The following is a 25,116-nucleotide window of genomic DNA, read 5'->3' as shown; positions in this document are numbered from 1 at the left end:
TTCGGAAAGGGGGGGGGCGGACGATTGCCGGCAAGCCTGTCGGCGCGGCCGAATTGCCCGGTGCGTTGCCGACGACGGCGTGGCCGGCGGAGGGCCTGTTGCACTGGAACCTCCCCCCAATTAATGACCAAACCGCAAGACCTAGTGCATAGATATCGTTTGCCGCCGCGTTAATGACTATCGACAATCGTGGCTCGAATTCACCGCCGTTGTGCGCAGAAGCGCCGCGGCGGGCGGCACTTGTCGGCTATCCCGGCCGTCCCTGCCATCCAGCTCACGACGACATGTACGCGTTCACGCCCTCATTCCAGAATCCTGCCGGTTCGCCGATCCGCGAGCTGTTCAAGTACCTCTCCGAACCGGGGATGATTTCCTTCGCGGGCGGCTACCCGGCCAGCGACCTGTTCGACGTCGACGGCCTGAACGCGGCCGCCGAACGCGCATACGCGCAGCCGGTCCGCTGCCTGCAGTACGGTCCGACCGACGGTCTCGCCGAACTGAAGCAACAACTGATCGCGTTGATGGCGCGCCGCAACGTCACCTGCACGCCGGCCGAACTGCTCGTCACGACCGGTTCGCAGCAGGGCCTCGATCTGCTGCTGCGCGTGATGGTCGCGCCGGGCGACGTCGTGCTGACCGAACAACCGGCGTATCCGGCGACGCTGTCGGCGATGCGTCTGCAGCAGGCGCGCATCGTGACGATCCCTGTCGACGGCGATGGCCTCGACGTCGATCGCCTCGCGTCGCGACTCGCATCGGGCGAGATCGTGCAGCCGAAGCTGCTGTACACGGTGCCGACCTTCGCGAACCCGACCGGCGCGACGCTCACGCGCGAACGCCGCGTGAAGCTGCTGCGTCTGGCCGTGCAATACCGTTTCCTGATCGTCGAGGACGATCCCTACGGCGACCTGCGTTTCGCGGGCGAAGCTGTGCCGTCGATGCTCGCGCTCGCGAGCGAAGTCGACGGCGCGCGCGACTGGATCGTGCACTTCGCGAGCCTGTCGAAGATCGTCGCGCCCGGGCTGCGCGTGGGCTGGACGATCGCACCGGCCGAGATCGCACGGCGCTGCGTGATCGCGAAGCAGACGGTCGACCTGTGCAGCACGCCGTGGACGCAAGCCACCGCCGCCGAATATCTCGCCGACGGCGCGCTCGAACGCCATCTGCCGCGCATCGCGGCGGCCTACCAGCGCAAATGCGACGCGATGTGCGACGCGCTGCGCGACGGCTTCGGCGATGCGATCACGTTCCATCGTCCCGAAGGCGGGATGTTCGTGTGGGCGCGAATCGGCGCGGTGTCGTCGGATGTGCTGCTGCAGCAGGCGATCGCGAACAGGATCGTGTTCGTGCCGGGCAAGGCATTCTTCGCGGACAACGTCGATGCCGCATCGCTGCGCCTGTCGTTCGCCGCACCGGACGTCGACGCGATCCGGGAAGGCGTCGCGCGCCTCGTGCGCGCGTATGGTGCGGCGCTGGCCGCGTGAGGAGACACACATGAACTTCATCATCAACGACACCGCATGGATGGACGAAGCGCCGGGCATGGCCGACATCCGTCCCGTCGAGCACAAGTCATCGCAGATCAACGCGGGCCCGCAGTATGTCGCCGACGTGCTCGGCCGCTTCGGCGCCGATTCGACCGACATGAACGACGCGGCGCCGGTCGTGCTCGGTTACAACTGAACCGCGCGGCGGCGGCGAGCAGCGGGCGAGGGCGCCACCGCCAAAACGGTTAAGCTGGCGCGATCGAATCACGCAGGATCGCCGCATCATCATGTCCGATACCGCTTCCGAATCGCTTGCGCAGACGTACGATCGTCTGTGGTCCTGTCTCGAGTCCGGCGTCAGCGCGCAGCGCTCGTCGTTCACGATGCTGCAGGCCGCGACGCTCGGCCTCGACGGCGCGCCGAAAGTACGCACGATCGTGCTGCGGCAGGTGAGCCGCGCCGATCGCCTGCTGTCGTTCCATACCGATGCGCGTTCGGAAAAGGTCGCGGAGCTGCGCCGCGATCCGCGTATCGCGATCGTCGCGAACGATCTCGATGCGCTCGTGCAGATTCGCGCGGAAGGCGTCGCATCGATTTGCGACGACGAAGCGCAACGTCGTGCGATCTGGCAATCGAGCCGTCCGCATACGCTGCTGTTGTATCGCGCGCCGTTGCGACCGGGCACGCTGATCGAGTCGCCCGAAGAAGCGCACGTTGCCGCGAGCCAAGACGCCACGCCCGCCGACGACGGCTATCGGAACTTCTGCCTGCTTCACGTCAAGGTGACGCGCATCGACTGGCTCGACCTCGCCCGCAGCGGCCATCGGCGCGCGGTATTCGACGTGAGCGACGACAGCGACGAAGGCCGCTGGATCGCTCCCTGACGACGGCGTCCGTATCGCTGCGACAAATGCGTACATGCCCGGCAAATCCGGGGGGTATCGGACTGTCGAATGGGGGGCCGCGTGACCTGTGCGTGTTCGAAGGGAAACCGGGTAAGGGCGCTGAACAGGGCAACGTTCGTGCATCACCGTGAGCAACGATCAGACCGACCGGTTGCCACGTCGCTCGCGGCACGCCCGGGAATCATCGTCGGCAGTGACGAATGATGGGGTTCCGGTGCGTGTGGATGGACCGTCTGGAATGGGGATGCATCGAAGTGCTCGGAATCGGCGCGATCTGGCGTGCGTACATCGTGCGCTTGCAGGCCGCGAACTCGCGAGCACAAGCGACGATCAGCAGTGACTGTCGCGCGTGATGCGCGGCAGGATGACGATGCGGGCGACTTGCGTGGCGAAAGCCCGCCCAATCTCCGGGTTGCCTAGGTATTGACGGCCGCCAGTGCCTGGCTGTTGTCCGAGTACAGCAAATTGACGAGATGGTCACACATCTCGCGCAACTGCTCCGGATCGTGGTTGATGCGCTCCATCACCGCGAGTCCGCGCGTGAAGGTAATGATCATTTGAGCCGTCGCTTCCGGGGACTGGGCAAGCGACGCGCGGATCTCGTCCCGCGACAGCGCCTCGACGATCGCATTTTCCAGATTCTTGAGCAGACCGCGGACACTGTCCTGGATATTGTCGGCGGATGCGTCCGCTTCGATCGCACTCTTGGTCGTCAGGCAGCCGCGGGGCGGGACATGCGCGGTCATGCTGGCAATCGAGCTCTCGAAAAACTGCTGCAGTGCGGTATGCGCGGATGGCGCATTCAGTGCCGCCCGTGTCTCGTCAAGTACCCGGGTCGCATATCGATCGAACGCAAGCTGGAAGAGCTGCTCCTTGCCGCCATACGCGTGGTACAGCGAGCCTCGCTGAACATTCGCTGCTTCTGCCAGGTCAGCCATGGAGGTCGCCTTCCAGCCCTTTATCCAGAAGATTTCCAGAACCTTCTCGAGGACTGCGTCTTCATCGAATTGCCGAGTCATTGCCATAGGTCCGTCGCCTCCTCAAAAAATCGTTGACCGGAGTGTCAACGTTGACTATGCTGACAATTATAGTTCAAATCGCGACAGGTCAAGGGCCAAGTTCGCGGACAACCCGCTGTTGCGTTGGAAGGTCGGGCAGGCCAGCGCGTCTGACCGGCGATTGACCGACTAAGCAAATGAACAAAAACAAATAAGCAATCCTCAAATTCAGCTTTGTAGTGAACAGAGAAGGCTCTCGAGAGTCAACAGGCGTTCCTGGTCGCGTTGCCACCCGTTCCTCATCAAGAGTGACGGACGTGAGCGGTGGATGTCGATTGGGCGAGAGTCGGTTCTGTATGCATGGAAGTTCGGCAGTCGGCACGTATTGGGAAACTCGCAGCTTCGTGATGTTCTTCTTTTTATTTACATTCATAAGGAATGCATATTATGACGAACGCAGTCGAATCGACGATCAACGCAGACTCGAAACGTGACCATGCACCGTTGGCGGACTTCGATGCCCAGATTGCCGCGTGCCTCGAGGCATCGCATCTGACGACGGAAACGAACCGCTTTTTTGTGGAAGCCAAGGCGGTGAAGTCGATCGAGCCGTTGGCCGCATTGGGTATCGCGCACGGTTGGCGCGAGATCACCAAGGCGTTCATGTTCACGTCGCTGGCAGGTTTGGGCCTGATGGCGTCCGAGGCCGATGCCGAGGTTCACCCGAACACCAATCTCCTGACGGCGATCCAGACCGTATTCCAGGTTATTGGCGACGACCTGTCCAACGTCATGTCGGTGTTCAAGGAGGTCGCCCCGGCCGGGCCGGCCGGCATGCACTACGCATGGTGGGAAAGCGCCATCGTCGATCCGCTCAAGGCGACGTTGGGCGATGGGGCGAACGATACGTCGAACCTGCTCGGACCGGGCGGGAAGCGACTCATCGAAAATATGCGCCAGCTCGCGCATGACCCGCTCGGCGCCGCCGTGCAACTGCGTGTCGTGGAGGCCATCGCGCTGGACATCACGGTGGCATTCAAGCGCGTCTTCTCCAGAGTCGACGTCGACGGCGGTCGCCTGTTCTCCCGGCCGGAACACTTCCAATGGATGGATTCCCACATCCACGCCGAGGTCGAACATCACAAGGCAGTGAGCGACGACGACACGGGCACCACGGCAATCGCCGATACCGCGGAGAAGCAGGCGCGCATGTTGCAGCTCACCCGGACTTACGCGGCGTACTGGAATATCGCACTGAACGAGTTCGCCGACTTTCTCCACCTGTCCGGAGCACGAGCGCCCGTCGCGGCTGCCGCGTGACGATCGCTTTTCTGCCGACGGGGTGCGGAGTCGAAGTATCCGTTATGTGAATGGCAATCGGGCCATGCGCTACACCTGAACGTTTTACTGACGACGTGCCGATAGAAGGCATGGTCGCAGGGCTTTGATGTCCGCCCCAACCACAATGCGAAAACAAGTACTGGAGCATGACGATGCAGAACGCTACCTTCAAGCAGCAGTTTCTTGATAAAGGGTACTTTACCGTTCCGAAAGTAATCGACGCTGCCGGGCTGGACATTCTCCGCAAGGCGGCTGACGAATGCATGAACGACACCACGGATCCGGGGCGCGTGACCGAAGTGGATGGCAAGACGGTTCGCGGGCTCCACGGAGCGCACCTTCGCAACGAAGCGCTGGCAACGTTGTGTCGGCACCCGACCCTTCTGGGGGCGGCGAAGTTCGTACTGGGCGAGGACGTATACGTCCACCAGTTCAAGCTCAACATCAAGGCCGCGTTCGTCGGCGATGTGTGGGAATGGCATCAGGACATGACCTTCTACCATCGCGAGGACGAACTGCCCGAACCGCAGTTCCTGACCGTCGCCGTGTTTCTGGATGATGTGACCGAGTTCAATGCGCCGCTGACCGTGATACCCGGGTCGCATGTGGACGGCTTCAAGGAGAGCATCAAGCATACGATCGACACGTACGACAAGCAGAGCGACTGGCTCAGCAACACGACGGCCAAGCTTCGCTACACCGTCGATCGGAACGTGCTGCGCGAGATGGTCCGCCTGCACGGCATGGACGCCCCGAAGGGGAAAGCGGGAGACATCGTCGTCTTTCACGCGAATCTGTTCCACGCATCGGGCGTCAATATCTCCCCGTTCGACCGGCGCGTCGCATTCATTTCCTATAACAGCGTGAAGAACCTGCCGGTTCAGACGCGCCCGCCGCGCCCGGAGTTTCTCGCCGCGCGCGATTATTCGCCGTTGACGCCTCGTGAGTTCAGCGATCTGTCGCCGAACCGGGACTGCCCGGAAGACGGTCGTGTGCGCGCGGAAGTCGTTGGCTGAGATAGCGGGGGCTGAACCATTGCCCGACGATGAGCCGATGGGCCTCGGACTCGTACGTCAGGCTGAGTATAGGGCGACGCGCCCCTGAGCGGTGCAGGGCGCGTCACGTCGGCGAATCGGATGCCAGGCAATATATTTAGGAAAACAAATGACTTTGCCTAAATCTCTAACCAATGAAGGTGAGATTCCTCGAATATCCGTTCGGGCATCGTACTTGCGCTTCCCGGGATGGACGCAACCGCTCTGGACGCGCCTGACCGGCAAACCGCTTCCGAACGAGCAGGCGTGGTTCACGCCCCATCCGGCGCTTTCCCTCGGCATGGATGTCCTGCTGGCGATCGGGACGTGCGCGGTGCTTTTGTATCTTTTGACGTCTTCCAGAGACTGGCTTCGCATATTGGGTTACGTCGTCGCGCCGATGGCGATGGTGTTCCTGGCCGGATTGCTCCGGAAGATTCAGGTCGTGTATGGGCATCATGCAATACACGAGACGCTTTTCAGGCGTGGGAGCAGGATGAATGGCCTTGTGTCGAAAGGCCTGACCATCTTTGTTCTGGCGCAGAACGAAATCGAGTACGAACAGGAGCATCTCGACCATCATCGGCGTTCGGTCTTCACGACACGGGATGACGCGGACGCGTCCTTGCTGTTCAACTTCGGCATCCGTCCGGGGCGTTCCATCGCCGAACTGAATCACAACCTGATCAGCACGCTTTTTTCGCCGGTCTTCCACCTCTGGTTCCTCAAGTCTCGTGTCATATCGAACCTGAGGCGACCACCGATCGAGCAGTGTCTCGTGGTCGTGTGGCTTGTCGTGCTCGTCGTCGTCATGCCCGCATGCTTTGGCGTGAATGCAACCGCGATTGCACTGTGGCTTCCGTTGACTGCTCTCTATCAAATGAGCGCGCTGCTGCAGTTTTCGACGGAACACGTCTGGCTCGTGGGCGCGGCGCCGGGCGTTCACCAGGGCGTCTACGCGGAACGCTGCCATGGGCGGTTTTGCGGTGAATGCGTTCCCGGCGCGGACGGCAATGTCCCTTCGACCCGGGTGTGGCTTCGGTGGTGGTGCAGGACATTGTTCATGCACATTCCCATGCGTGTCGGCGTCCTGGTCGGAGACCTGCCGGCACACGACTGGCATCACCTGGCCAGTGCCGTCGGTCACAGCCATCGAAGTTGGCCTGACGCGATCTTCGAACGCCAACGCGCGATCGATAGCGGCAATTCCGCCGGAATGGAAGAGCGCGAGCTGTGGGGCATCGAAAACATGATCGCGCATGTGTTTGTCCACATGTCTCAAGCGGCGGCGTTGCCCGCCGAATCGGAGCTGGCAGCCGGCACGTCGCCCGCGAATGGCTCCTGAGCAGTCGAGGCCGCCGGCCGGTATCGAAATTCTCGTATCAACCCGATTCAAACGACAGGTCGAAAAAGATGGCATACGCAGACAACGCAAGCAAGTTCGTGGCGGTGATCAACCGCAAGCATCCGGCTCCGGTCGTGCTGAATGCGCTGGCGCACACCGCATTTGGTCTATCCGGCATTGCGGGTGTCGGCAATCTCCTGGAGTACCAGAACGTCGCGTGCGATTTCGCGGCGAAGATCGATGAATCGCCGTTCATCATTCTCGAAGCCAAGAACAGTAACCAGCTTCGGGTGCTTCTTTCCAGCGTGAAGGAAGCGCCGAGCGCAAGCATCGCATACAACGTTTTCACGACTTCGATGATCGGCGCGTCGGCAGCAGCACAGATGGAAGCAACGCGCACCGCGCTCGACGACGCACTGGACTTCGTCGTGGTGGTGATCTTTGGCGCACGCGAGGGGGTGGAGGCACTCACGAAGCGATTCTCGTTGTTCAAGCAATAGTCAGGCAATAGCCGTGAAGCGTACCGACACACGTCGGATCATTTGATTACACAGAGTGAGAACGACATGGGATCGATAAAGGCGGTACCGGCGGCTCCGGGATATGCGGCAGACCTGGATGCAAAGAAAGGGTGGGCGATGGTCCTGACCGCCGCTACGTTGTGGGGAACCACCGGGATCATCTTCAATGTGCTCGGAACGTCGGCCGGGGCCAATGCTGTCTCGATCAGCTTCTTGCGACTGGCGTTGTCGGTGCCGTTCCTGTTCCTGATGGGACGGATCCATTTGGGAACATGGTTCATCAAATTGACGCCCAAGGGTCTGCTTGTGCTTGCGGGGCTCGGTCTGGGCATGGCGTTCTACCAGCTGACATACGTGCTGGCGATCGAGCGGGTGGGCGTGGCGATCTCGGTGTTGATCAGCATCTGCGGCGCGCCGATTTTCGTGGCGTTGATCTCGGTCGCCTGGCTGGGGGAACGATTCAATGCGCAAACGATGATTGCGCTGGTTCTCGCAATCGTGGGCACGGTGTTTCTGGTCGGTCTTCCGTCAGGCGTCGTTCAGGATGTCCGGCAATTCTGGATCGGCGTCGCGATCGCGGTTGCCTGTGCGGTCTGCCAGGCCTTTTATGTACTGGCCGCCCGGGCGTCAGGAAAGATCTGCAGCCCCATGCACGCGGGCGGGATCGGATTTGCCATTGGCGCATTGGCGCTGTTGCCGTTCGGTCTTCACGACGGGCTGCAACTCCATTACTCGATGGACGGCTGGCTGATGCTGCTTTATGTGGCCGCGGTGCCGACGGCGATTGCGCAAACCCTTTTCCTGGGCGGTATCAAGGGTACGGGCGCCGTCGGTGGCGCGATCGCGAGCCTGCTGGAGCCGCTGGTTTCCACGGTACTGGCCGTTTTGCTGCTGCACGAGCGGATGACCTGGTACAGCATCGTCGGGGCGGTGATTCTGTTGGTCGGGATCGTGATCATTCAGTGGACGCCCGCGGAGCGAAAGCCCGTGCCGAGACATGTCGAGTGAGCGATTTTCGAAGCGCGAGCGTAAGCGTCGGCCGGGTGCCCAAAGGAGAATCGCGATGAGTTTTTACGACCGTCATGTCTTCGTCTGCACGAATGCGCGCGAGAACGGGGAGGCGTGCAATGACCACGGGGCGTCGGAAATTTGCCAGTATGCAAAGAAGCGGCTGGCAGATGCCGCCTCCCAACACGCGCCTAGCATTCGAATCAATCGTGCCGGCTGCTTTGCGCGGTGCAGCGATGGCCCGATCGTGGTGATCTATCCGGAAGCTGTCTGGTATACCTACGTCGATAAAACCGATATCGATGAGATCGTCGACGAGCATCTGGTCAACGGTCGAGTCGTCGAACGCCTGCGAATCGATCCGTAACACGATAAAGCACGCGAGCCTGGTGCCGGTCCCGTATCGGATACGGCTACGCGTCGAGGCGCTGGTTTTTTGCTGCGCGCTGCTTCAGCAGCATCGATACGATTGCGAGCACAAAGGGCATCTTCCGGATGTCACGATCCTCGAAGTCGACAAGGTCGTCGACCCGAGTGGCCAGCGAGGGCTGAGCCGCGTGCTCGCTCGGCGGGTCGTGTCGCCGACTCGACCCCGCCGCGTCCGTGGCTACGAGAGCGCCTTCAACGCCTGCGCGAACCGCTTGTCCGCGAGGTACGCGACGTTGAACCTGCAATACGCGGACGGCTGGTCGGCCTGCGGCGAGAACACCGCGCCCGGTGCGAGGATCACGCCGCGCTCCAGCATCGCCTGCGCCAGTTCCATCGAATCGGACCACCCCGGCAACGCGGCCCACAGATACAGGCTCTGCTCGCACGGCCGATACACCTGCGCGCCGAGCCGGTCGAGCGCGTCGAGTGCGGTGGCCGTCGCGCGTCGCAGCTTCTCCTGAAGATGATTCGTATGCCGGAGGAAATGCCCGTCGCTGACGATCGCATCGAGCGTGCGCTCGCAATACTCGGAACTGCTGACGTGAGTCAGCATCTTCACGTCGGCGAGGTCGCTCGCGAGCGCCGCGTTGCACGCGAGAAAGCCCACGCGCAACGCCGCCGACACCGACTTCGAGAAGCTGCCGATATAGATCGTCCTGCGTAGTTGATCGAGCGTCGAGATGCGCGTGAGCGAACGCGGGCGAAGATCCGCGAGCGCATCGTCCTCGACGATGATCAGGTCGTGCGCGTCGGCGAGTTGCAGGATCCGGTGCGCCTTCGCCGCACTCGTATCGGTCGCGGTCGGGTTGTGCCCGACCGATTGCGTGAAGAACAGCTTCGGCCGATAGGCGGCGATATGCTCGGCGAGCTTCGCGACATCGGGGCCGTCGATCTCGCGCGGCACGCCGACGATGTTCGCGCCGCTCAGCTTGAGCTTGCCGAACAGCGGGTAGTAACCGGGATCGTCGACGAGCACGGTATCGCCGGGCCGCACGAAGTAGCGCAGCACGAGGTCCATCGCCTGGTTCGCGCCGTGCGTGAGCACGATCTGCGCGGGCGGCGCCTCGATCTCGTAGCCGGCGAGCTTCTGCTGCAGCGACTGGCGCAGCGGCAGGTAACCGAAGCGGCTGCCGTAACGAAACAGCGACGCGGAACCGGTGCGCACGATGCGCTGCTGATACTGGTTCAGCCGCGTTTCCTCAAGCCATTCGATCGGCGGGAAGCCTTCGCCGAGATTCAGCACGTCGGGCTTTTCGTGAAGTTGTTCGCGCATCAGCCATACGATGTCCATCGCGCGGTCGAGCGAACTCGGCTCGTCGATGTCGGGCGCGGCCGCCGCGCGCCGCGTGACGAAAAAGCCGGAGCCGCGGCGCGGCTCGATCAGGCCGTCGGCGGCGAGCATCTCGAACGCGCTGATCACGGTGTTCTTCGAACATCCGGACGCCTCAGCGTATTCCCTGATGGAAGGCAGCTTCGCGCCGGCCGGCAACACGCCTTCCTCGATCTGTCTGGCGAGATTGTCCGCCATGGCGCCAGACAGGCTGGCTCTTGCACGCTGTTTCATCGCGATGTTCCGTCGGACGGGTTCACTGTCATGGGTACGGATGTCTGACTGTCTGCTTCGTCTGTACCTTTTCAATGGGTACAGCGTGACTATTATTCGGCTATCCGCTGCCCGCCGCAACCGTGGCAGGCCTCACCGTCACCCCGAAACAGAACGACATCATGACCATCGATTCCGCACTGCCGAACTTCCGCTCGCTCACGCCCGAACAACGCCTGTCCCATCTGGCCCGTACCGTCGGGCTCGACGATGCCGAGCACGCGCTGCTCGCCGCCCCCGGCGCGCTGTCGCTCGACACCGCGAACGGCATGATCGAGAACGTGATCGGCACGTTCGAGCTGCCGATGGCGGTCGCCGGCTACTTCCGGATCAACGATAAGGACGTGATCGTGCCGATGGCGGTCGAGGAACCGTCGATCGTTGCGGCCGCATCGTATATGGCGAAGCTGTCCCGCGCGGCCGGCGGTTTCCGCACGTCGAGCAGCGGCCCGCTGATGCGCGCGCAGGTCCAGGTGATCGGCGTCGGCGACCCGTACGGCGCGCGGCTTGCGATCCTGCGGCACGCGGCCGAACTGATCGCGCTCGCGAACAGCCGCGACAAGGTGCTGGTCGGCCTCGGCGGCGGCTGCCGCGACATCGAGGTGCACGTGTTCCCGGATACGCCGCGCGGCGCGATGGTGGTTGCGCACCTGATCGTCGACGTGCGCGACGCGATGGGCGCGAACACGGTCAACACGATGGCCGAAGCCGTCGCGACGCGCATCGAAGCGATCACGGGCGGGCAGGTACGGTTGCGGATACTGTCCAACCTCGCGGATCTCCGGCTGGCGCGCGCGGAGGTACGGTACTCGGCCGCGACGCTCGCCACCGACGACTATGCCGGCGAAGCGGTGATCGATCGCGTGATCGACGCCTACGTGTTCGCGGCGACCGATCCGTATCGCGCGGCGACGCACAACAAGGGGATCATGAACGGCATCGATCCGGTGGTGGTCGCGACCGGCAACGACTGGCGCGCGGTGGAAGCCGGCGCACATGCGTATGCGAGCCGCAGCGGCCGCTACACGTCGCTGACGACGTGGGAGAAGGCCGACAACGGCGACCTCGTCGGCACGATCGAGATGCCGATGCCGGTCGGGCTCGTCGGCGGCGCGACGAAGACGCATCCGCTCGCGCGTCTCGCGCTGAAGATCATGAACGTGACGTCCGCGCAGGCACTCGGCGAGATTGCGGTCGCGGTCGGCCTTGCCCAGAATCTCGGGGCGCTGCGCGCGCTCGCGACCGAAGGCATCCAGCGCGGCCACATGGCGCTGCATGCGCGCAACATCGCCGTCGCGGCCGGCGCGACGGGCGCGGACATCGACCGGATCGCGCAACGGATGGTCGCCGCGAAAGACGTGCGCGCGGATTTCGCGGTCGAACTGCTGGCGGCGCATAGCGACGCCTGATGCCTGACGCATGACGTTCGCGGGCATGCCGCATGACGCATGCCGTGCCGGAGCAGCCGGCCACATATCAATCAAGGAGGAGACACATGGAACAGACCGGTTCAGGCGCGGTATCGGCGGCGTCGCATCGCGCGCAGCCGTTCGCGCAGGCCGATGCAGGCGCCGACACGCTCGTCGAGGTGTGGGGCGACACGGTGGCCACGAAACATCTGGCCTGGTCGGTCCTGCTCGGCATCGCGATCAGCCTCGGCGCGTTCGAGGCCGGCCGTCTCGCGCTCGCGTCGTTCGTGCAGGACGCGGCCATTGCACGGGCCTATGCGATGTTGATCGGCCTCGGCGGCTGTCTGCTGGCCGGCGCGCTGTGCGCGTGCCTGTTCAAGCCGAAGCGTACGGTGATCGAGCATGCGGCCGACGGCCCCGAGCGTGACGAGGCGCTTCGGCAGCTCGCCGAGGCATCGGGCGGGCTCGGGTCGGTGAGCGACCTGTCGCCGAGCGCGCGCGCGGAGATGGAGGAACTCGGGCTGCTCGACCTGTTTGCTGCTTACGAAGCGTCGTCCGCGCGGGCGCGCACGGGAGGCCGCTGATGGACGCGCTTCTGCATGCACTGCCGCCGGCGCTGGCGATGGGTCTGCTCGGCGCGATCGTGTTCTCCGGCATCGGGTTGATCTCCGGCACCGACGAAACGACGACGATCGCGCCGCTCACGCTGCTCGTCGCACTGCTCGGCGTGCCGCCCGCCGGCGTGTTCACGTTCTTCCTCGCAGGCGCGGTGGCCAAGCACATCACGCACGCGATCCCGACCGCGCTGCTCGGCATTCCCGGCGACACGATGGCCGCGCCGCTGTTGCAGCAGGCGACGCTGCTGCGCGCGCTCGGCGTGCCGCACATCGCGCTGCGCAAGATGATCTCCGGCGCGATCGTCGCCGCGTTCGTCGCGCTGCCGCTCGCGGTGCTGTTCGCGTCGCTGCTCGCGCCGTTCGGCACGACGATCGCGAAGGCCGCGCCGTGGGTGTTCCTCGCGGCTGCCGTCGGCATCGCGTATTTCTCCGCGGGGCGCTGGGCGGCGGTGCTGCTGCTCGTGCCGTTCGTGATGCTGGTGGTCGGGCTGCAGGCGCTGACCGGTCACTATGGCGTGAAGCTCAGCGTCAGCTACTTCCTCGGGATCGCGATCGGGCCGCTGGTTGCCGACCTGTTCTCGATCCTGTCGCCGGCCGAGCGGCGGCGCATGCGTCGCGACGGGCCGTCGACGTTCGTGCTCGCACCGGACGTGAAGCGCTGGCGCGGCTACTTCCCGAATCCGCTGAAGGTGCTCGACCGCGAGCAGGTGGGGTGGACGGTCGGGACGGCCGCTGTGTCGAGCGCGACGTTCGTGTTCAGCCCGGTCGCGATGACGGTGCTGATGGGCGAGATCGTCGGCGCGCGCGTGCGGCATGCATATCAGCGGCTGACGACCGTGATCGCCGCGCGTAACGGCGTGACGGAGGCGACCTACATCGCCGAGGCGCTGATTCCGCTGATCGCGTTCGGGCTGCCGCTGAGCCCGGTGGCAGCAGGGCCGGCCGCGCCGCTGTTCAACGCGCCGCCGCGCTTCACGGTCGATGCGGCAAGCGGGCAGATCCACAACCTGCATACGCTGATGAGCTGGCCCGAGTTCCTCGGCTACGGGCTGCTGTCGATCCTGCTGGCCGCGCTGATCGCATATCCGCTGGCGATGCATCACGCGCACCGCGCGGCGTCGTTCGTCGCGCGCAAGCTGAGCCACGAAGCGATCATCGCGACCTTCGCGGGGCTGATCGTCGTGATCGGGGTCTGGGAAGGCCAGTTGCTCGGGCTCGCGGTGATCGTCACGGTCGGCCTGTTCGGCGGCATGCTGTCGCGCCTGTTCGCGTTCAACACGGGCGTGCAGTTCATGGGCTACTACGTCGCGGTGCTCAGCGTGCCCGCGATCGTCAAGCTGCTCTGACGCATCGGCGCACGGGGCCGTGCGTGCCGCGCGGCCTCGAAACGCGCCGTTTCGCGTGCGATTTTGAATCGCCGTGTGTCGTTTCCGAGCACGGATACATTGAGATACAAAGCATCCGGACCGTTCGGATATAAAACCGGTGAAGTCGTTCGCACGGCGGCGCGGTGCCATGCGCCACCCGCGTGAACGGCGACACCGGAGCGCCCGCACGTGCCGCGGGCCCCTTCCTTAGCGATCGACAATGGAGAACGAGTCATGCCTGATACCGTGAATACCCGCCGCCGCCTGATCCTTGGTACGACGCTCGCAAGCCTGAGTCTGGCGGACCTCGGGTTCGGCTCGCTGGCGCGCGCGCAGTCGGCGCCCGATGCGTCGGCGCCGAAGCGCGCGGCCGGCGTCGCGTCGCTCGGCAAGATCCACCAGATCGACGCGGGCGTGCTCAACGTCGGGTATGCGGATCTCGGCCCGAAGAACGGGCCGGTCGTGTTCCTGCTGCACGGCTGGCCGTACGACATCTACAGCTACGCGGAAGTCGCGCCGCTGCTCACGGCGGCGGGCTACCGCGTGATCGTTCCGTATCTGCGCGGCTACGGGTCGACGACGTTCCGCTCGGCCGACACGGTGCGCAACGGCCAGCAGGCGGTGACCGCCGTCGACATCGTCGCGCTGATGGATGCGCTGAAGATCGACCGCGCGGTGTTCGGCGGCTACGACTGGGGGGCGCGCACGGCCGACATCATCGCGGCGCTGTGGCCGCAACGCGTGAAGGCGCTGGTGTCGGTGAGCGGCTACCTGATCGGCAGCCAGGAGGCGAATCGCAAGCCGCTGCCGCCGCAGGCCGAATTCCAGTGGTGGTATCAGTTCTATTTCTCGACCGAGCGCGGCGCGCTCGGCTATGCGGCGAATCGCGATGCGTTCAACAAGCTGATCTGGCAACTCGCGTCGCCGAAGTGGCAGTTCTCCGACGAGACCTATGCGCGCAGCGCCGCGTCGTTCCAGAACCCCGATCACGTGGCCGTGGTGATCCACAACTATCGCTGGCGCCTCGGACTCGCGAAGGGCGAGGCGCAATACGACGACATCGAACGGCGTCTCGCTGCCGGGCCGGCGATCACCGTGCCGACGATCACGATGGAGGGCGATGCGAACGGTGCGCCGCATCCGGAACCGGCTGCGTATGCGAAGAAGTTCACGGGCAAGTATCAACACCGGACGATCGCCGGCGGCATCGGTCACAACTTGCCGCAGGAAGCGCCGCAGGCATTTGCCGATGCGATCCTGCAGGTGGAGCATCTGTGATGCGGGCAAGTACTGGCGTTTTGCGCCGTGGCGCGCGGCATGTGCGGGCTGCGGGTGCGTTGCTGGCCGGCGCGTTGACGGCGAGCGGGCCGGCTGCGTTTGCGGATGCGTCGAAGCCCGCCGCGTCGCCGATCTACGGTGTGACGATCCCGCCCGGTTACCGGAAGTGGGAAATGGTTGCGCCGGCGGAAGAGGCGGCGCCGCTCGACGAGTTGCGCGTCGTGCTCGGCAACCCCGTTGCGATCCGCGCGCTCGAACAGGCGACGTTGCCGTTTCCTGACGGCACGATCCTCGTGAAGCTTGCCTACAAGCGCAAGCAGTCCGACGAGTTCGCGCCGGCGACGGTGCCCGGCCAGGCGACCACCGTGCAGGTGATGGTGAAGGACTCGCGTCGCTATGCGTCGACGGGCGGCTGGGGGTTCGGGCGCTTCGTCAACGGCGTGCCGGCCGATCTCGGTCAGCACCAGACGTGCTTTGCGTGTCATCAGGCGCGGGTGAAGCATCACGATTATGTGTTTACGCGGCTGGCGCCTTGATCGGGTATGCGCGTTGCGAAGCGCGCTGTGCGTTGCAGTTCTGTCGTCGGTGGGACGTTGCGCGCGACTACGCCCGGCTCGGATGGTGCGTCGCGCTTTGGTTGTTGCGTTGAATGACACGGCGGCGCGAAACCGGCCGCACGGATCGCGCTACCGTGTCGTTGACATCACCACGAATAACCCTGCATCCCGTAATCGGTGTCGTATCGGCGGCCCCACCACGGCAGGTAGGCGTTGTTTCCGCCGCGTGCGCGGAACCAGTCCTTGGTCGGATCGATCGGCGTGAGCTTCGACGGCGGCCTGACGATTACCGCGACGGGATGTTCGGGGTCGGTTGTCCCGGCAACCAGTGCGTTGCCGCCGTAGTGATTGACGCGGCCGATCGCGAGCGCCACGTTGGTCAATGCGCTACCGGTTCCCATGTCGCCAAGCAGTCCGGCCGTGTTGAAGGTCTGCTTCATGTAGTCGTATTCCGGAAGGGTTTCGGTCAACGTTCGTGTGAGCGAAACAAGGCGTGATGACGATGTGTCGCTGCCTTTGCCTGCGTCGTGGAAGATGTATTCGATGTCCGGAACCGCTACACCGGCATTGCGTGCTGCTTCATCGATGGTTGCCTTCCATGCCTGTACGGCGCGCGTCGTGCCGACCTTCCGCTCAAACGCCTGTGTATTGCCGGTTGCGGCTTTGCCGATCCACGCGAGCGGTTCGCGCTCGGTGTTGAAATTCGGGCCGGCGAGGAACAGCACGACGAGGTTTTCGTTGATCTGGGCGTCCGTGGGCGGGAAGTTTGGTGCGTCCCAGTTCATCACCCACACGCTCTTGTCAGGGTTCGCCTGCAAGTAGGCCAGTGCATTGTTCAGCGACGTGAAGCCGGCGTTCGCACCGCCTTGCGTGATGTGCACATCGGGCGGCGTGTCGCGGCTCCAAAGCGTCTTGGGTGACGGCGGACCGATTTCGAAGTATTCGACGGTCTCATTGGCCAAGTATTCTCTGGCTTCGATCGGATCGAGCCGCGGAGGCAACGCGAACTCGATATGTATCCCGGCAAGTTCGCGCCAATCCTTGGAGTCTTTGGACTTCACGGTGTAGAAATATTGCGCATTTGCGAAATAGCGCGAGCGCATCAACAGCAAAAATTTTCTCGCGTACTTGTGATAGAAGCCCTTGAACGTTTCCTCCCCCTCATTCCCGTAAACCAATGCGCCAATGGATCGAAGTGACGAATACTTTTCTGGCTTCGTTCGAACCATGTCGTCATTTTTGTTCGGCGCAGCAAGGCCCTGCGTCCACAACAATTGCCATTCGGTCGGGTAGTCCATACGTTGCAACGGATTCAACCAGACCAGGCCGACAACCTGTGCGACGAATGGCTTCGCCGGTTCTTCCGCTGCTCGCGCGGCGTTCCCGGCAGGTTCTTGGCCGGGCGTGGCCTGTGCCGGGCGCATCACGGCCGTGGTGAACATAAACACCACAAGTGCGGCCAAGCCAGGTAAGACAACGAATCGTTTCATCCAATCTCCTGCTGCTCGACACGGCAGTCACGTTTTCACGCGACATGCCACCGCGCCGGTTTGCATCACCACGAATAACCCTGCATCCCGTAATCGGTGTCGTATCGGCGTCCCCACCACGGCAGATAGGCATTGTTCCCGCCGCGTGCGCGGAACCAGTCCTTGGTTGGATCGATCGGCGTGAGCTTCGACGGCGGCCTGACGATTACCGCGACGGGATGTTCGGGGTCGGTTGTCCCGGCAACCAGTGCGTTGCCGCCGTAGTGATTGACGCGGCCGATCGCGAGCGCCACGTTGGTCAATGCGCTACCGGTTCCCATGTCGCCAAGCAGTCCGGCCGTGTTGAAGGTCTGCTTCATGTAGTCGTATTCGGGAAGCGTTTCGGTCAACGTTCGTGTGAGCGAAACAAGGCGTGACGACGATGTGTCGCTGCCTTTGCCTGCGTCGTGGAAGATGTATTCGATGTCCGGAACCGCTACACCGGCATCGCGTGCTGCTTCATCGATGGTTGCCTTCCATGCCTGTACGGCGCGCGTCGTGCCGACCTTCCGCTCAAACGCCTGTGTATTGCCGGTTGCGGCTTTGCCGATCCACGCGAGCGGTTCGCGCTCGGTGTTGAAATTCGGGCCGGCGAGGAACAGCACGACGAGGTTTTCGTTGATCTGGGCGTCCGTGGGCGGGAAGCTCGGTGCGTCCCAGTTCATCACCCACACGCTCTTGTCAGGATTCGCCTGCAAGTAGTCCAGCGCGTTGTTCAGCGACGTGAAGCCGGCGTTCGCACCGCCTTGGGTGATGTGCACATCGGGAGGCGTGTCGCGACTCCAAAGCGTCTTGGGTGACGGCGGACCGATTTCGAAGAAATTCATCATCCGATCGACCATGCGCGATTTGGCAAAGGCCGGGTCAAGCCGGGGCGGAACGGCAGCTTCGACTCGTATGCCCGCGAGTTCGCGCCAATTGCGCGGGTTTTCGGACTTTACCGTGTAGAAGTAGCTCGCGTTACTGAAGTAGCGAGCGCGCAGGAGGAGGATGAATTTGTCGATGTACTTGGCGTAGAAGCCATTGAACGTTTCCTTTCCTCGGTTGCCGTAGACCAGTGCTCCGATCGATTGAAGGGTTGCGAACGATTTTGGGTCTGTCCTCACCATGTCATCGTTCTTGTTTGGTGTGGCTAGCCCTTGCGTCCACAGCAACTGCCATTCGGTCGGATAGTCCATACGTTCCAATGGATTCAACCAGACCAGGCCGACAACCTGAGCGAAGAATGGCTTCGCTGGCTCTTCTACTACTTTCGCGGTGCTCCCTGCAGGTGCTTGGGCAGGCGAGGCTTGTACAGGACGCATCATGGCCGTGGTGAACATAAACACCGCAAGGGCGGCCAAGGCAGGCAAGACAACGAATCGTTTCATCCAATCTCCTATTTCCAAATGTGCCGGGTCGGGTTGTTCCACATGCGCCATCAGCGTGGCCATGAGCACGGTGACAAGCATCCATGTCGAAATGGCGGCGGCGATACGTCGCGGCCATGTAGCGATCAATCTCTTCATACGGCACCCCCGACCTTCAAATAAAGCTGACCTTCTCGCTCATCGAAGATCGCGGTCGGCATCTTGCCTTCGCTTTCTTCGGTATGTACCCATTCGTGGAGAGGCGTTCTATCAAGCGTCCCAGACGCAAAATAGTCGGCATACGTCTTGTTCGGATTCTCCGAGGGAATCCCGTCCCCCATCCGCCAATCGGCCTCGATCCGCAAGTCGTAGAGTTGATCGGGCGTTAAATAGCACCGACCGACGGCAACGTCATACGCAAGGGCTTTCTCGGCATGCTCGGGATTGGTCATCGTTGTTGAATGGTTGGTCGGGCTATTGGTTGCGCCACGATCAAGCCAGTCAACGATCTGCTTGTCGCGCCATTCCTTGTAGCCCTCGGGCATTTCGCTTTTGCCGTCCTCGCCAATCACATGGCCGTCTCGGTCGAGCCACTCGGTATTCAGCGTGCGACGCGCCTCCATGCGCATCAACGCACGATCCTCGTAGCGCTGCCCGGCTTCGGTTGCTGCCGTCCCTTGCGCAACGCTGTCCTCGTTCTTTGCCTTGTACTGGTCGTAGGGATCGTCAGCCCGCTTGTCCGCATCGGCCTTGCTCGCGTCACGCCATGCAGCCGGTGGATCGTTGCCTTCGTTGAAGTCGCTTACTGCGTCACCGTCCTTCGTTTCGACTGGCTTGCCGAACCGCAATGCCTTGGGCGGAAATGGATCATCCAGCGCGGGCGCGTCCGCTACCACCGTCCAGCCCTTTGGCGGATCGGCGTTCACGCGGAGCATGTTCAATGCCGAACTGATGCCGGTGACGACGAACATGAGCGGAGCAGTTGCCAGCGTCGCCGCTATCCCCCAAACACTCTCATTGCCTTTGACTGCACCGATCAGATTGAATTTGGCCGGTGGCGAGGGCGGATACCAGAAACCCGATTTCGTTCCTGGCTTGCCATGCCGCCAATCGTCTTCCCAATAGCGGTAGGGTTTCTGTACGCCGACCGGAAAGCCCGATGCGAATACCCGCTGCGTCAGGATGCCGGCCGCGCCGATGTCATCGAGTTCGTGTTTGCTGATCCCGCGCCAGCCGATGCCCTGAACCGTCACTGCTGAAATCACCTGATCGTGCGGACAGCAATACGCGGTGACGCGGCCATACGTCGATCCATTCAAGCCGTTCCGATCGCGGTCCTCTTGCGCGGCATACGACCGGTTGCTTGTCGGCGAGACCCGCTTGTTTTTCATGTCTTCATCAACCTTGTCCACCGGTTGTTCGAAGTCTTTTCGGGCGCCGATGATCGACAGGAACTTGCCGAAGGTTTTGGTGCGCGCGGCGTAGCTCTGCCGTCCACGATGACCGCTCGCATCTTTCGTCGCGCGTTGCGACCACGTGTCCATGAACGTGTCGGATTTGTACGGACCGTCTGCATTCGCGAGGCTGTATGGTGCGTTCGCCAGCACGTACGCGTCTGCCACGCAGTGGCCGGTGCGACCCCACGGATCTTCGACATCGGGGAATGCGTCGCCGAAGAACGCCGCCGTGAGGCCAACGATGTTGCCCTGGCTATGGCATACGACGGTAATGGGTACGTCGGCCTGCATCTGCCGGATCGACTCGATCAATTTGGCCAACCGCAAGGCCGCGAGCACGCCATACGCGCGGGGCGGCGCGCGGTACAGAGGGCGATTGGTCGGATTGATGCCTTGCACCGTGATCCATCCCATCGTTCGATCGTCCAGGCCGCCGTGCCAAAGATCAGGCAGGCTCGAACAACCATTCGTGAACGGACCACCGCCCCAATAGTCCTTCTCGTTCAGAAAGATCTTGTCGCCGTACTCTTTGAGTTCTTCGCCCGAGGCTCGATAACCCCACCGAAAGTGAATGACGGGTGAAAACGACGGATCAGGCTTGACATAGTTGTTCGCCAGCAGCTTCGGATTCAAAAACCCATCCGGCGTCACGCTCTCCGTGTACTTCGCCGGCGTCAATTGCCCGGCTTCGATGCCGTGATACATCATTTGATCGTCGAGGCGCCCGAGCCGGCGATTGAGGCCCTTGCACAGCCCTTCCTCCGTCGCATCGAACCATTCACCCTCGGAGTTCACGCCATGCACGAAGATCACGACGCCGGGCAAGGGCATTTGCAAGATGCAGATAAGCGGTGTGCCTTTCGCGAACATCGTCACCCCTTCAACACGACCGACGATGATCGGCGGCGGTTCGGGGCGGGGCGCAGGTGCGTCAGGTGTATCGACCTGAGCAGCGGGTTCGTCAGTGTGCGCGTCCGCTACCGGTCGCGGATCGAGAAATGAATCGGTCATCCAGACTCCTTGGCATGCCTGATACGTTCCTCCGTCATCGGATCGATATCGAAAGAATCGATAAGTGTCCGAAGCAATGAAGAACCGGAACGAGGCGGCAAGCATAACGATCTGGCGCACACGAAAAGACGCTGATTCCGGAAAAATGCGCGGAAAGGCCGTGGCAACGAACGTGGATTGTCAGAATGTGTTTCAAGCGGGAATGCTTCGCATTGCTTCAGGGATGTAGATGCGCGCGACCTCTCGATCCGATTCGTCCGTCAGGTGCGTTATCCGGTGATGAAGTCGTGTGACGCACGTGCGTACGGCATTGCGTCCGTACCTTGTAGCGCCTGAATCGTTATCGTCCGTGCAAGCGTGGCAAGACCGACGCGTTTGTATTGAACTGTATCGATCGCCGCTTCAGAAACATCGGATTGTGCTGAAGCCATGTTGTTGAAACATGCCGGATACGTGAGCGGGTTCTAGTGTCGACACGCCGCAAACGTTCGATGCCAAGTCCTTCGCGTCGGACGCCCGGTGATCGATACCCGACTTCCTCCAGGGAGCGCGCTCATGAAAGCCGCTCGAATCCTCGCGGTTGCCGTGCTCGCTTCCATTCCATGACGACGTGCGGCGCGCCGCTCGTGCCTTCACGCCACGGACGCCTTTCAAAAGCCTTCGATGCATGACACTGAACGGTCATCTCTTCACATCCTCCGCACGACTCCGCCCCAATAACGATCCTCTGCTATTGCATTTCACGCGCCGCTGATTAGGAAATGAATTTTTATTGGTTCAGCTTCCCCGAGCGCGCTCGCATAGTGGGGCTGACGGCTATAGACAGCACGCAAGCTGCACCGGCCGCATTCCCAGGGTGTTTGTTCATACGAATCTGCGAGAACAAGGAAGCGTCATGACTTTTGCATTGGAAGAACGAACCGCCGCACAGCAGGCGCTCGAGGACGCCCGCGCGGCGGCCGCATCGGCGGGCACGCCTTACGCGGGCGGCGTGGCGCCGCAAGCGGCGTGGGCGCTGTTCTCCGCCGGCGACGCGTTGCTGGTGGACGTGCGCACCGCGGAGGAACGCAAATTCGTCGGCCACGTGCCGGAGTCGCTGCATGTGCCGTGGGCGACCGGCACGAGCCTGACGCGCAACCCGCGCTTCGTGCGCGAACTGGAAGCGAAGACCGGCAAGGACGCGGTGGTGCTGCTGTTGTGCCGCAGCGGCAACCGGTCCGCGCAGGCGGCCGAGGCCGCGGCGAAGGCCGGATTCACGCAGGTGTTCAACGTGCTCGAAGGGTTCGAGGGCGACCTCGACGAGCGGCAGCATCGCGGCGGCCGGAACGGCTGGCGCCATCGCGACCTGCCGTGGGCGCAGGACTGAGTCACGGCCGTTACGGGGAGAAGTCAGCATGGCCGCATTCGAAATCGACGACATCGTTCAGTCGCTGCAGACGGAGCGCCGCGCGTGGCGCGAGAAGCAGCGGCGCTCGCTCGAACCGGGCGGGCGCGACCTGCCGGCGCGCGAGGCGCTTGCGCAAATCATCGGCGCGCTGAAGGGCGTGCTGTTCCCGATGCGGCTCGGGCCACCCGACCTGCGCCAGGAAAGCGAGAACTTCTATGTGGCCCATGCGCTCGACGCAGCGTTGAACGCGCTGCTCGCGCAAGTGACGCTGGAGTTGCGCTACGCCGCGCGTCAGCGCAACGCCGACGCACGGATCGACGAAACGGCGTCCACGGCCGTGCAGGCATTCGCCGCGCGCCTGCCCGATATTCGCCGGCTGCTCGACAGCGACGTGCTGGCCGCGTTCCATGGCGATCCGGCCGCGGGCAGCGTCGACGAAGTGCTGCTCTGCTATCCCGGCATTCTCGCGATGATCCATCACCGGCTCGCGCACGAGCTGTACCGGCTCGGGCTGCCGCTGCTGGCGCGGATCATCGCCGAGCAGGCTCATGCGGAAACGGGCATCGACATTCATCCGGGCGCGCGCATCGGCGGCGGCTTCTTCATCGATCACGGCACGGGCGTCGTGATCGGCGAGACCGCGATCATCGGCGAGCGCGTGCGCGTGTACCAGGCCGTCACGCTCGGCGCCAAGCGTTTCCCGCGCGATGCGGCCGGCCATCTGGAGAAAGGGCTCGCGCGCCATCCGATCGTCGAGGACGACGTCGTGATCTATGCCGGCGCAACGATCCTGGGCCGCGTCACGATCGGCCGCGGCGCGGTGATCGGCGGCAACGTGTGGCTCACGCAGGACGTGCCGGCCGGCGCGAACGTCACGCAGGCCGTGCTGCGCAGCGAAGCGAATGCCGCGCCGCGCGCGCGGGTCGAGCCGACTGAGCCGGCCGAGCCGGTACCCGACACGCAGGTGACGACATGAGCGATCTGATCCAGCACTTCGGCGCCAACGTGCGCAAGCTGCGCGAGGCACGCACGTGGTCGCAGGAGCAGCTCGCCGAACACGCGGGGCTGAACCGTTCGTATGTCGGCGAGATCGAGCGCGGCGAGGCGATCGCATCGATCGTCACCGCCGACAAGATCGCACGCGCATTCGACGTGTCGATCTCGACGCTGCTGCCCGGCGCGTACGTCACCTGACGGCGTCCCGTTTTTTCCCGTTCGGTTGTGCCGTGTGACGGCTATAGCATGTTGAGCCGGCAGGTGCGTGCTTCCGATAATCACCAAGCGTCATAAGCAATCCCGTTTTTCATCTTAAGAATCCGGAGCCACACATGTCGACCGTTGCAAGCGGCACGGCTGCGCTGAGCGATCACGCCGCCCGCCAACTAGCGAACGCTACCAAGACCGTCCCCCAGCTTTCCACGATCACGCCGCGCTGGCTGACCCATCTGCTGCAATGGGTGCCGGTCGAGGCCGGCATCTATCGCCTGAACCAGGTGAAGAACCCGGAAGCCGTGCGCGCCGCATGCACGCAGCTCGAGGACGAAAGCGTGCTGCCGCAGACCTTCGTGCCGTACGAGGAACAGCCGCGCGAGTATTTCCTGAATGCGGTGAGCACGGTGCTCGACGTGCATACGCGGATCTCCGATCTCTACAGCAGTCCTCATGACCAGATCAAGGAACAGCTGCGCCTGACGATCGAGACGATCAAGGAGCTGCAGGAAAGCCAGCTGATCAACAACCCGGACTATGGTCTGCTCGCGAACGTGACGGACGAGCAGCGGATCTTCCCGCTGACGGGCGCGCCGACGCCGGACGATCTCGACGAACTGCTGACCAAGGTGTGGAAGGAACCCGCGTTCTTCCTCACGCACCCGCTCGCGATCGCCGCGTTCGGCCGCGAATGCACGCGGCGCGGCGTGCCGCCGCCGACGGTCAGCCTGTTCGGCTCGCAATTCCTCACGTGGCGCGGCATTCCGCTGATCCCGTCGGACAAGGTGCCCGTCGCGGACGGCAAGACCAAGATCCTGCTGGTGCGCGTCGGCGACAAGCGCCAGGGCGTCGTCGGCCTCTATCAGCCGGGCGTCGCGGGCGAGCAGGGGCCGGGCCTGTCGGTGCGCTTCATGGGGATCAACAACCAGGCGATCGCGTCGTATCTGATCTCGCTGTACTGCTCGCTCGCGGTCCATTCGCCGGATGCGCTGGCTGTCCTCGATGACGTCGAAATCGCCAAGTACCATGACTATCCCGACACCTACCGTTAATCCCGGCTCGGCAAGCAGCGACGCGCTCGCGCTGCCGCACGCGCCGCTGCCGGCGGGCCTGCCCGATCCGGCGGCGCTCGCGCGGCTCGCGTCGGAGTTCTTCGCGACGCCGCCCGGGCAGGCCACCGCGCCCGGGCTGTCGGCGGGCAGCGGGGCGGTCGGCGGCGTGCCGTCCGCATTGCCGGCGGCCGCGCCGATTCTCGCGTCGGTGAGCAACCCGGCG

The 25,116-nt window shown here is 63.3% G+C and carries 23 protein-coding genes and 1 pseudogene; 19 read left to right on the top strand and 5 right to left on the bottom strand.

Annotated elements, in window-relative coordinates; translation table 11 throughout:
• The first annotated feature begins 284 nt into the window (after positions 1–284).
• The 3 genes from BME24068_RS28600 to BME24068_RS28590 all read left to right on the top strand — a co-directional run bounded on the left by BME24068_RS28600 (position 285) and on the right by BME24068_RS28590 (position 2,371).
• Positions 285–1,484: an aminotransferase-like domain-containing protein gene (locus BME24068_RS28600; RefSeq protein ID WP_096500405.1), complete on the top strand. Its 1,200-nt coding sequence runs from the start codon at positions 285–287 to the stop codon at positions 1,482–1,484.
• Positions 1,485–1,494: 10 nt separating this feature from the next.
• Positions 1,495–1,683 (top strand): hypothetical protein, encoded by a 189-nt coding sequence (locus BME24068_RS28595; RefSeq protein ID WP_096500549.1) that lies wholly within the window; start codon positions 1,495–1,497, stop codon positions 1,681–1,683.
• A gap of 91 nt (positions 1,684–1,774) precedes the next feature.
• A complete protein-coding gene (locus BME24068_RS28590; protein ID WP_174928061.1) occupies positions 1,775–2,371 on the top strand; it encodes a pyridoxamine 5'-phosphate oxidase family protein in 597 nt (198 codons plus the stop codon).
• A 437-nt stretch (positions 2,372–2,808) separates the two neighbouring features.
• Here BME24068_RS28590 and BME24068_RS28585 read toward each other — a convergent pair whose 3' ends face one another.
• Entirely contained in the window at positions 2,809–3,411 is a 603-nt protein-coding gene (locus BME24068_RS28585) for a TetR/AcrR family transcriptional regulator (protein WP_239007936.1), read from the bottom strand.
• Between the two features lie 426 nt (positions 3,412–3,837).
• Between BME24068_RS28585 and BME24068_RS28580 the strand changes: the two genes are divergently transcribed.
• The 6 genes from BME24068_RS28580 (at position 3,838) to BME24068_RS28555 (ending at position 9,006) form a co-directional block, all read left to right on the top strand.
• On the top strand, positions 3,838–4,710 hold the full coding sequence (locus tag BME24068_RS28580; protein ID WP_096500399.1) for a DUF6202 family protein: 873 nt from the start codon (positions 3,838–3,840) through the stop codon (positions 4,708–4,710).
• Between the two features lie 173 nt (positions 4,711–4,883).
• Entirely contained in the window at positions 4,884–5,747 is an 864-nt protein-coding gene (locus BME24068_RS28575; protein ID WP_162826155.1) for a phytanoyl-CoA dioxygenase family protein, read from the top strand.
• Positions 5,748–5,895: 148 nt separating this feature from the next.
• Entirely contained in the window at positions 5,896–7,110 is a 1,215-nt protein-coding gene (locus BME24068_RS28570; RefSeq protein WP_174928060.1) for a fatty acid desaturase, read from the top strand.
• A gap of 68 nt (positions 7,111–7,178) precedes the next feature.
• Entirely contained in the window at positions 7,179–7,610 is a 432-nt protein-coding gene (locus BME24068_RS28565; RefSeq protein ID WP_096500393.1) for a DUF2000 domain-containing protein, read from the top strand.
• A 66-nt stretch (positions 7,611–7,676) separates the two neighbouring features.
• A complete protein-coding gene (locus tag BME24068_RS28560) occupies positions 7,677–8,639 on the top strand; it encodes a DMT family transporter (protein ID WP_096500391.1) in 963 nt (320 codons plus the stop codon).
• 55 nt (positions 8,640–8,694) lie between these two features.
• Entirely contained in the window at positions 8,695–9,006 is a 312-nt protein-coding gene (locus BME24068_RS28555; RefSeq protein WP_096500389.1) for a (2Fe-2S) ferredoxin domain-containing protein, read from the top strand.
• A gap of 240 nt (positions 9,007–9,246) precedes the next feature.
• Here BME24068_RS28555 and BME24068_RS28550 read toward each other — a convergent pair whose 3' ends face one another.
• Entirely contained in the window at positions 9,247–10,632 is a 1,386-nt protein-coding gene (locus BME24068_RS28550; protein ID WP_174928059.1) for an aminotransferase-like domain-containing protein, read from the bottom strand.
• Between the two features lie 161 nt (positions 10,633–10,793).
• Between BME24068_RS28550 and BME24068_RS28545 the strand changes: the two genes are divergently transcribed.
• From BME24068_RS28545 to BME24068_RS28525, 5 genes are all read left to right on the top strand, one after another.
• Positions 10,794–12,080, top strand: a complete 1,287-nt coding sequence (locus BME24068_RS28545) for a hydroxymethylglutaryl-CoA reductase, degradative (RefSeq protein ID WP_096500385.1) — start codon at positions 10,794–10,796, stop codon at positions 12,078–12,080.
• 86 nt (positions 12,081–12,166) lie between these two features.
• Positions 12,167–12,664: a hypothetical protein gene (locus BME24068_RS28540; RefSeq protein WP_174928058.1), complete on the top strand. Its 498-nt coding sequence runs from the start codon at positions 12,167–12,169 to the stop codon at positions 12,662–12,664.
• Complete coding sequence (locus BME24068_RS28535) at positions 12,664–14,043, top strand: tripartite tricarboxylate transporter permease (RefSeq protein ID WP_174928057.1); 1,380 nt, start codon at positions 12,664–12,666, stop codon at positions 14,041–14,043. Before BME24068_RS28540 ends, BME24068_RS28535 begins: the two co-directional genes overlap by 1 nt.
• A 255-nt stretch (positions 14,044–14,298) precedes the next feature.
• Positions 14,299–15,342 carry an alpha/beta fold hydrolase gene (locus BME24068_RS28530; RefSeq protein ID WP_174928056.1) on the top strand — a complete coding sequence of 348 codons (1,044 nt, stop codon included), beginning with the start codon at positions 14,299–14,301 and terminating at the stop codon, positions 15,340–15,342.
• Positions 15,342–15,878 (top strand): cytochrome P460 family protein, encoded by a 537-nt coding sequence (locus BME24068_RS28525; RefSeq protein ID WP_174928055.1) that lies wholly within the window; start codon positions 15,342–15,344, stop codon positions 15,876–15,878. Before BME24068_RS28530 ends, BME24068_RS28525 begins: the two co-directional genes overlap by 1 nt.
• A 167-nt stretch (positions 15,879–16,045) precedes the next feature.
• On the opposite strand, the gene BME24068_RS28520 is transcribed toward BME24068_RS28525, so the two are convergent.
• The 3 genes from BME24068_RS28520 to BME24068_RS28510 form a co-directional block, all read right to left on the bottom strand.
• Complete coding sequence (locus tag BME24068_RS28520) at positions 16,046–17,389, bottom strand: virulence factor (RefSeq protein WP_174928054.1); 1,344 nt, start codon at positions 17,387–17,389, stop codon at positions 16,046–16,048.
• Between the two features lie 65 nt (positions 17,390–17,454).
• Positions 17,455–18,936: a virulence factor gene (locus BME24068_RS28515; RefSeq protein WP_239007937.1), complete on the bottom strand. Its 1,482-nt coding sequence runs from the start codon at positions 18,934–18,936 to the stop codon at positions 17,455–17,457.
• Positions 18,933–21,104, bottom strand: coding sequence for a T6SS effector phospholipase Tle3 domain-containing protein (locus tag BME24068_RS28510; RefSeq protein WP_420887556.1), 2,172 nt, complete (start codon positions 21,102–21,104; stop codon positions 18,933–18,935). The genes BME24068_RS28515 and BME24068_RS28510 overlap by 4 nt, the downstream gene beginning before the upstream one ends.
• Positions 21,105–22,140: 1,036 nt before the next feature.
• Between BME24068_RS28510 and BME24068_RS28505 the strand changes: the two genes are divergently transcribed.
• The 5 genes and pseudogenes from BME24068_RS28505 to BME24068_RS28485 all read left to right on the top strand — a co-directional run.
• Positions 22,141–22,611 (top strand): rhodanese-like domain-containing protein, encoded by a 471-nt coding sequence (locus BME24068_RS28505; RefSeq protein ID WP_096500373.1) that lies wholly within the window; start codon positions 22,141–22,143, stop codon positions 22,609–22,611.
• Positions 22,612–22,639: 28 nt separating this feature from the next.
• Positions 22,640–23,608: a serine O-acetyltransferase EpsC gene (gene epsC, locus BME24068_RS28500; RefSeq protein ID WP_096500371.1), complete on the top strand. Its 969-nt coding sequence runs from the start codon at positions 22,640–22,642 to the stop codon at positions 23,606–23,608.
• Entirely contained in the window at positions 23,605–23,826 is a 222-nt protein-coding gene (locus BME24068_RS28495) for a helix-turn-helix domain-containing protein (RefSeq protein WP_096500369.1), read from the top strand. Before epsC ends, BME24068_RS28495 begins: the two co-directional genes overlap by 4 nt.
• A gap of 134 nt (positions 23,827–23,960) precedes the next feature.
• The gene (locus BME24068_RS28490; RefSeq protein WP_096500367.1) at positions 23,961–24,893 is read left to right on the top strand and encodes a family 2A encapsulin nanocompartment shell protein; all 933 of its coding nucleotides are present in this window, start codon (positions 23,961–23,963) and stop codon (positions 24,891–24,893) included.
• Positions 24,868–25,116: pseudogene (locus BME24068_RS28485) on the top strand (family 2A encapsulin nanocompartment cargo protein cysteine desulfurase); the annotation flags it as partial. The gene BME24068_RS28490 and the pseudogene BME24068_RS28485, both read left to right, overlap by 26 nt.

This window comes from Burkholderia anthina, from assembly GCF_902498995.1.
In the GTDB taxonomy this organism is placed as follows: domain Bacteria; phylum Pseudomonadota; class Gammaproteobacteria; order Burkholderiales; family Burkholderiaceae; genus Burkholderia; species Burkholderia anthina.
The sequence above is the reverse complement of the archived record's forward strand: the minus strand, read 5'-3'. Positions and strand labels throughout refer to the sequence as shown.

What these genes read in the sequence shown, in the direction of transcription:
- BME24068_RS28600 (WP_096500405.1), top strand. Translation starts at nt 285, where the DNA reads ATGTACGCGTTCACGCCCTCATTCCAGAATCCTGCCGGTTCGCCGATC.
- BME24068_RS28595 (WP_096500549.1), top strand. Translation starts at nt 1,495, where the DNA reads ATGAACTTCATCATCAACGACACCGCATGGATGGACGAAGCGCCGGGC.
- BME24068_RS28590 (WP_174928061.1), top strand. Translation starts at nt 1,775, where the DNA reads ATGTCCGATACCGCTTCCGAATCGCTTGCGCAGACGTACGATCGTCTG.
- BME24068_RS28585 (WP_239007936.1), bottom strand. Translation starts at nt 3,411, where the DNA reads ATGACTCGGCAATTCGATGAAGACGCAGTCCTCGAGAAGGTTCTGGAA.
- BME24068_RS28580 (WP_096500399.1), top strand. Translation starts at nt 3,838, where the DNA reads ATGACGAACGCAGTCGAATCGACGATCAACGCAGACTCGAAACGTGAC.
- BME24068_RS28575 (WP_162826155.1), top strand. Translation starts at nt 4,884, where the DNA reads ATGCAGAACGCTACCTTCAAGCAGCAGTTTCTTGATAAAGGGTACTTT.
- BME24068_RS28570 (WP_174928060.1), top strand. Translation starts at nt 5,896, where the DNA reads ATGACTTTGCCTAAATCTCTAACCAATGAAGGTGAGATTCCTCGAATA.
- BME24068_RS28565 (WP_096500393.1), top strand. Translation starts at nt 7,179, where the DNA reads ATGGCATACGCAGACAACGCAAGCAAGTTCGTGGCGGTGATCAACCGC.
- BME24068_RS28560 (WP_096500391.1), top strand. Translation starts at nt 7,677, where the DNA reads ATGGGATCGATAAAGGCGGTACCGGCGGCTCCGGGATATGCGGCAGAC.
- BME24068_RS28555 (WP_096500389.1), top strand. Translation starts at nt 8,695, where the DNA reads ATGAGTTTTTACGACCGTCATGTCTTCGTCTGCACGAATGCGCGCGAG.
- BME24068_RS28550 (WP_174928059.1), bottom strand. Translation starts at nt 10,632, where the DNA reads ATGAAACAGCGTGCAAGAGCCAGCCTGTCTGGCGCCATGGCGGACAAT.
- BME24068_RS28545 (WP_096500385.1), top strand. Translation starts at nt 10,794, where the DNA reads ATGACCATCGATTCCGCACTGCCGAACTTCCGCTCGCTCACGCCCGAA.
- BME24068_RS28540 (WP_174928058.1), top strand. Translation starts at nt 12,167, where the DNA reads ATGGAACAGACCGGTTCAGGCGCGGTATCGGCGGCGTCGCATCGCGCG.
- BME24068_RS28535 (WP_174928057.1), top strand. Translation starts at nt 12,664, where the DNA reads ATGGACGCGCTTCTGCATGCACTGCCGCCGGCGCTGGCGATGGGTCTG.
- BME24068_RS28530 (WP_174928056.1), top strand. Translation starts at nt 14,299, where the DNA reads ATGCCTGATACCGTGAATACCCGCCGCCGCCTGATCCTTGGTACGACG.
- BME24068_RS28525 (WP_174928055.1), top strand. Translation starts at nt 15,342, where the DNA reads ATGCGGGCAAGTACTGGCGTTTTGCGCCGTGGCGCGCGGCATGTGCGG.
- BME24068_RS28520 (WP_174928054.1), bottom strand. Translation starts at nt 17,389, where the DNA reads ATGAAACGATTCGTTGTCTTACCTGGCTTGGCCGCACTTGTGGTGTTT.
- BME24068_RS28515 (WP_239007937.1), bottom strand. Translation starts at nt 18,936, where the DNA reads ATGAAGAGATTGATCGCTACATGGCCGCGACGTATCGCCGCCGCCATT.
- BME24068_RS28510 (WP_420887556.1), bottom strand. Translation starts at nt 21,104, where the DNA reads ATGTTCGCGAAAGGCACACCGCTTATCTGCATCTTGCAAATGCCCTTG.
- BME24068_RS28505 (WP_096500373.1), top strand. Translation starts at nt 22,141, where the DNA reads ATGACTTTTGCATTGGAAGAACGAACCGCCGCACAGCAGGCGCTCGAG.
- epsC (WP_096500371.1), top strand. Translation starts at nt 22,640, where the DNA reads ATGGCCGCATTCGAAATCGACGACATCGTTCAGTCGCTGCAGACGGAG.
- BME24068_RS28495 (WP_096500369.1), top strand. Translation starts at nt 23,605, where the DNA reads ATGAGCGATCTGATCCAGCACTTCGGCGCCAACGTGCGCAAGCTGCGC.
- BME24068_RS28490 (WP_096500367.1), top strand. Translation starts at nt 23,961, where the DNA reads ATGTCGACCGTTGCAAGCGGCACGGCTGCGCTGAGCGATCACGCCGCC.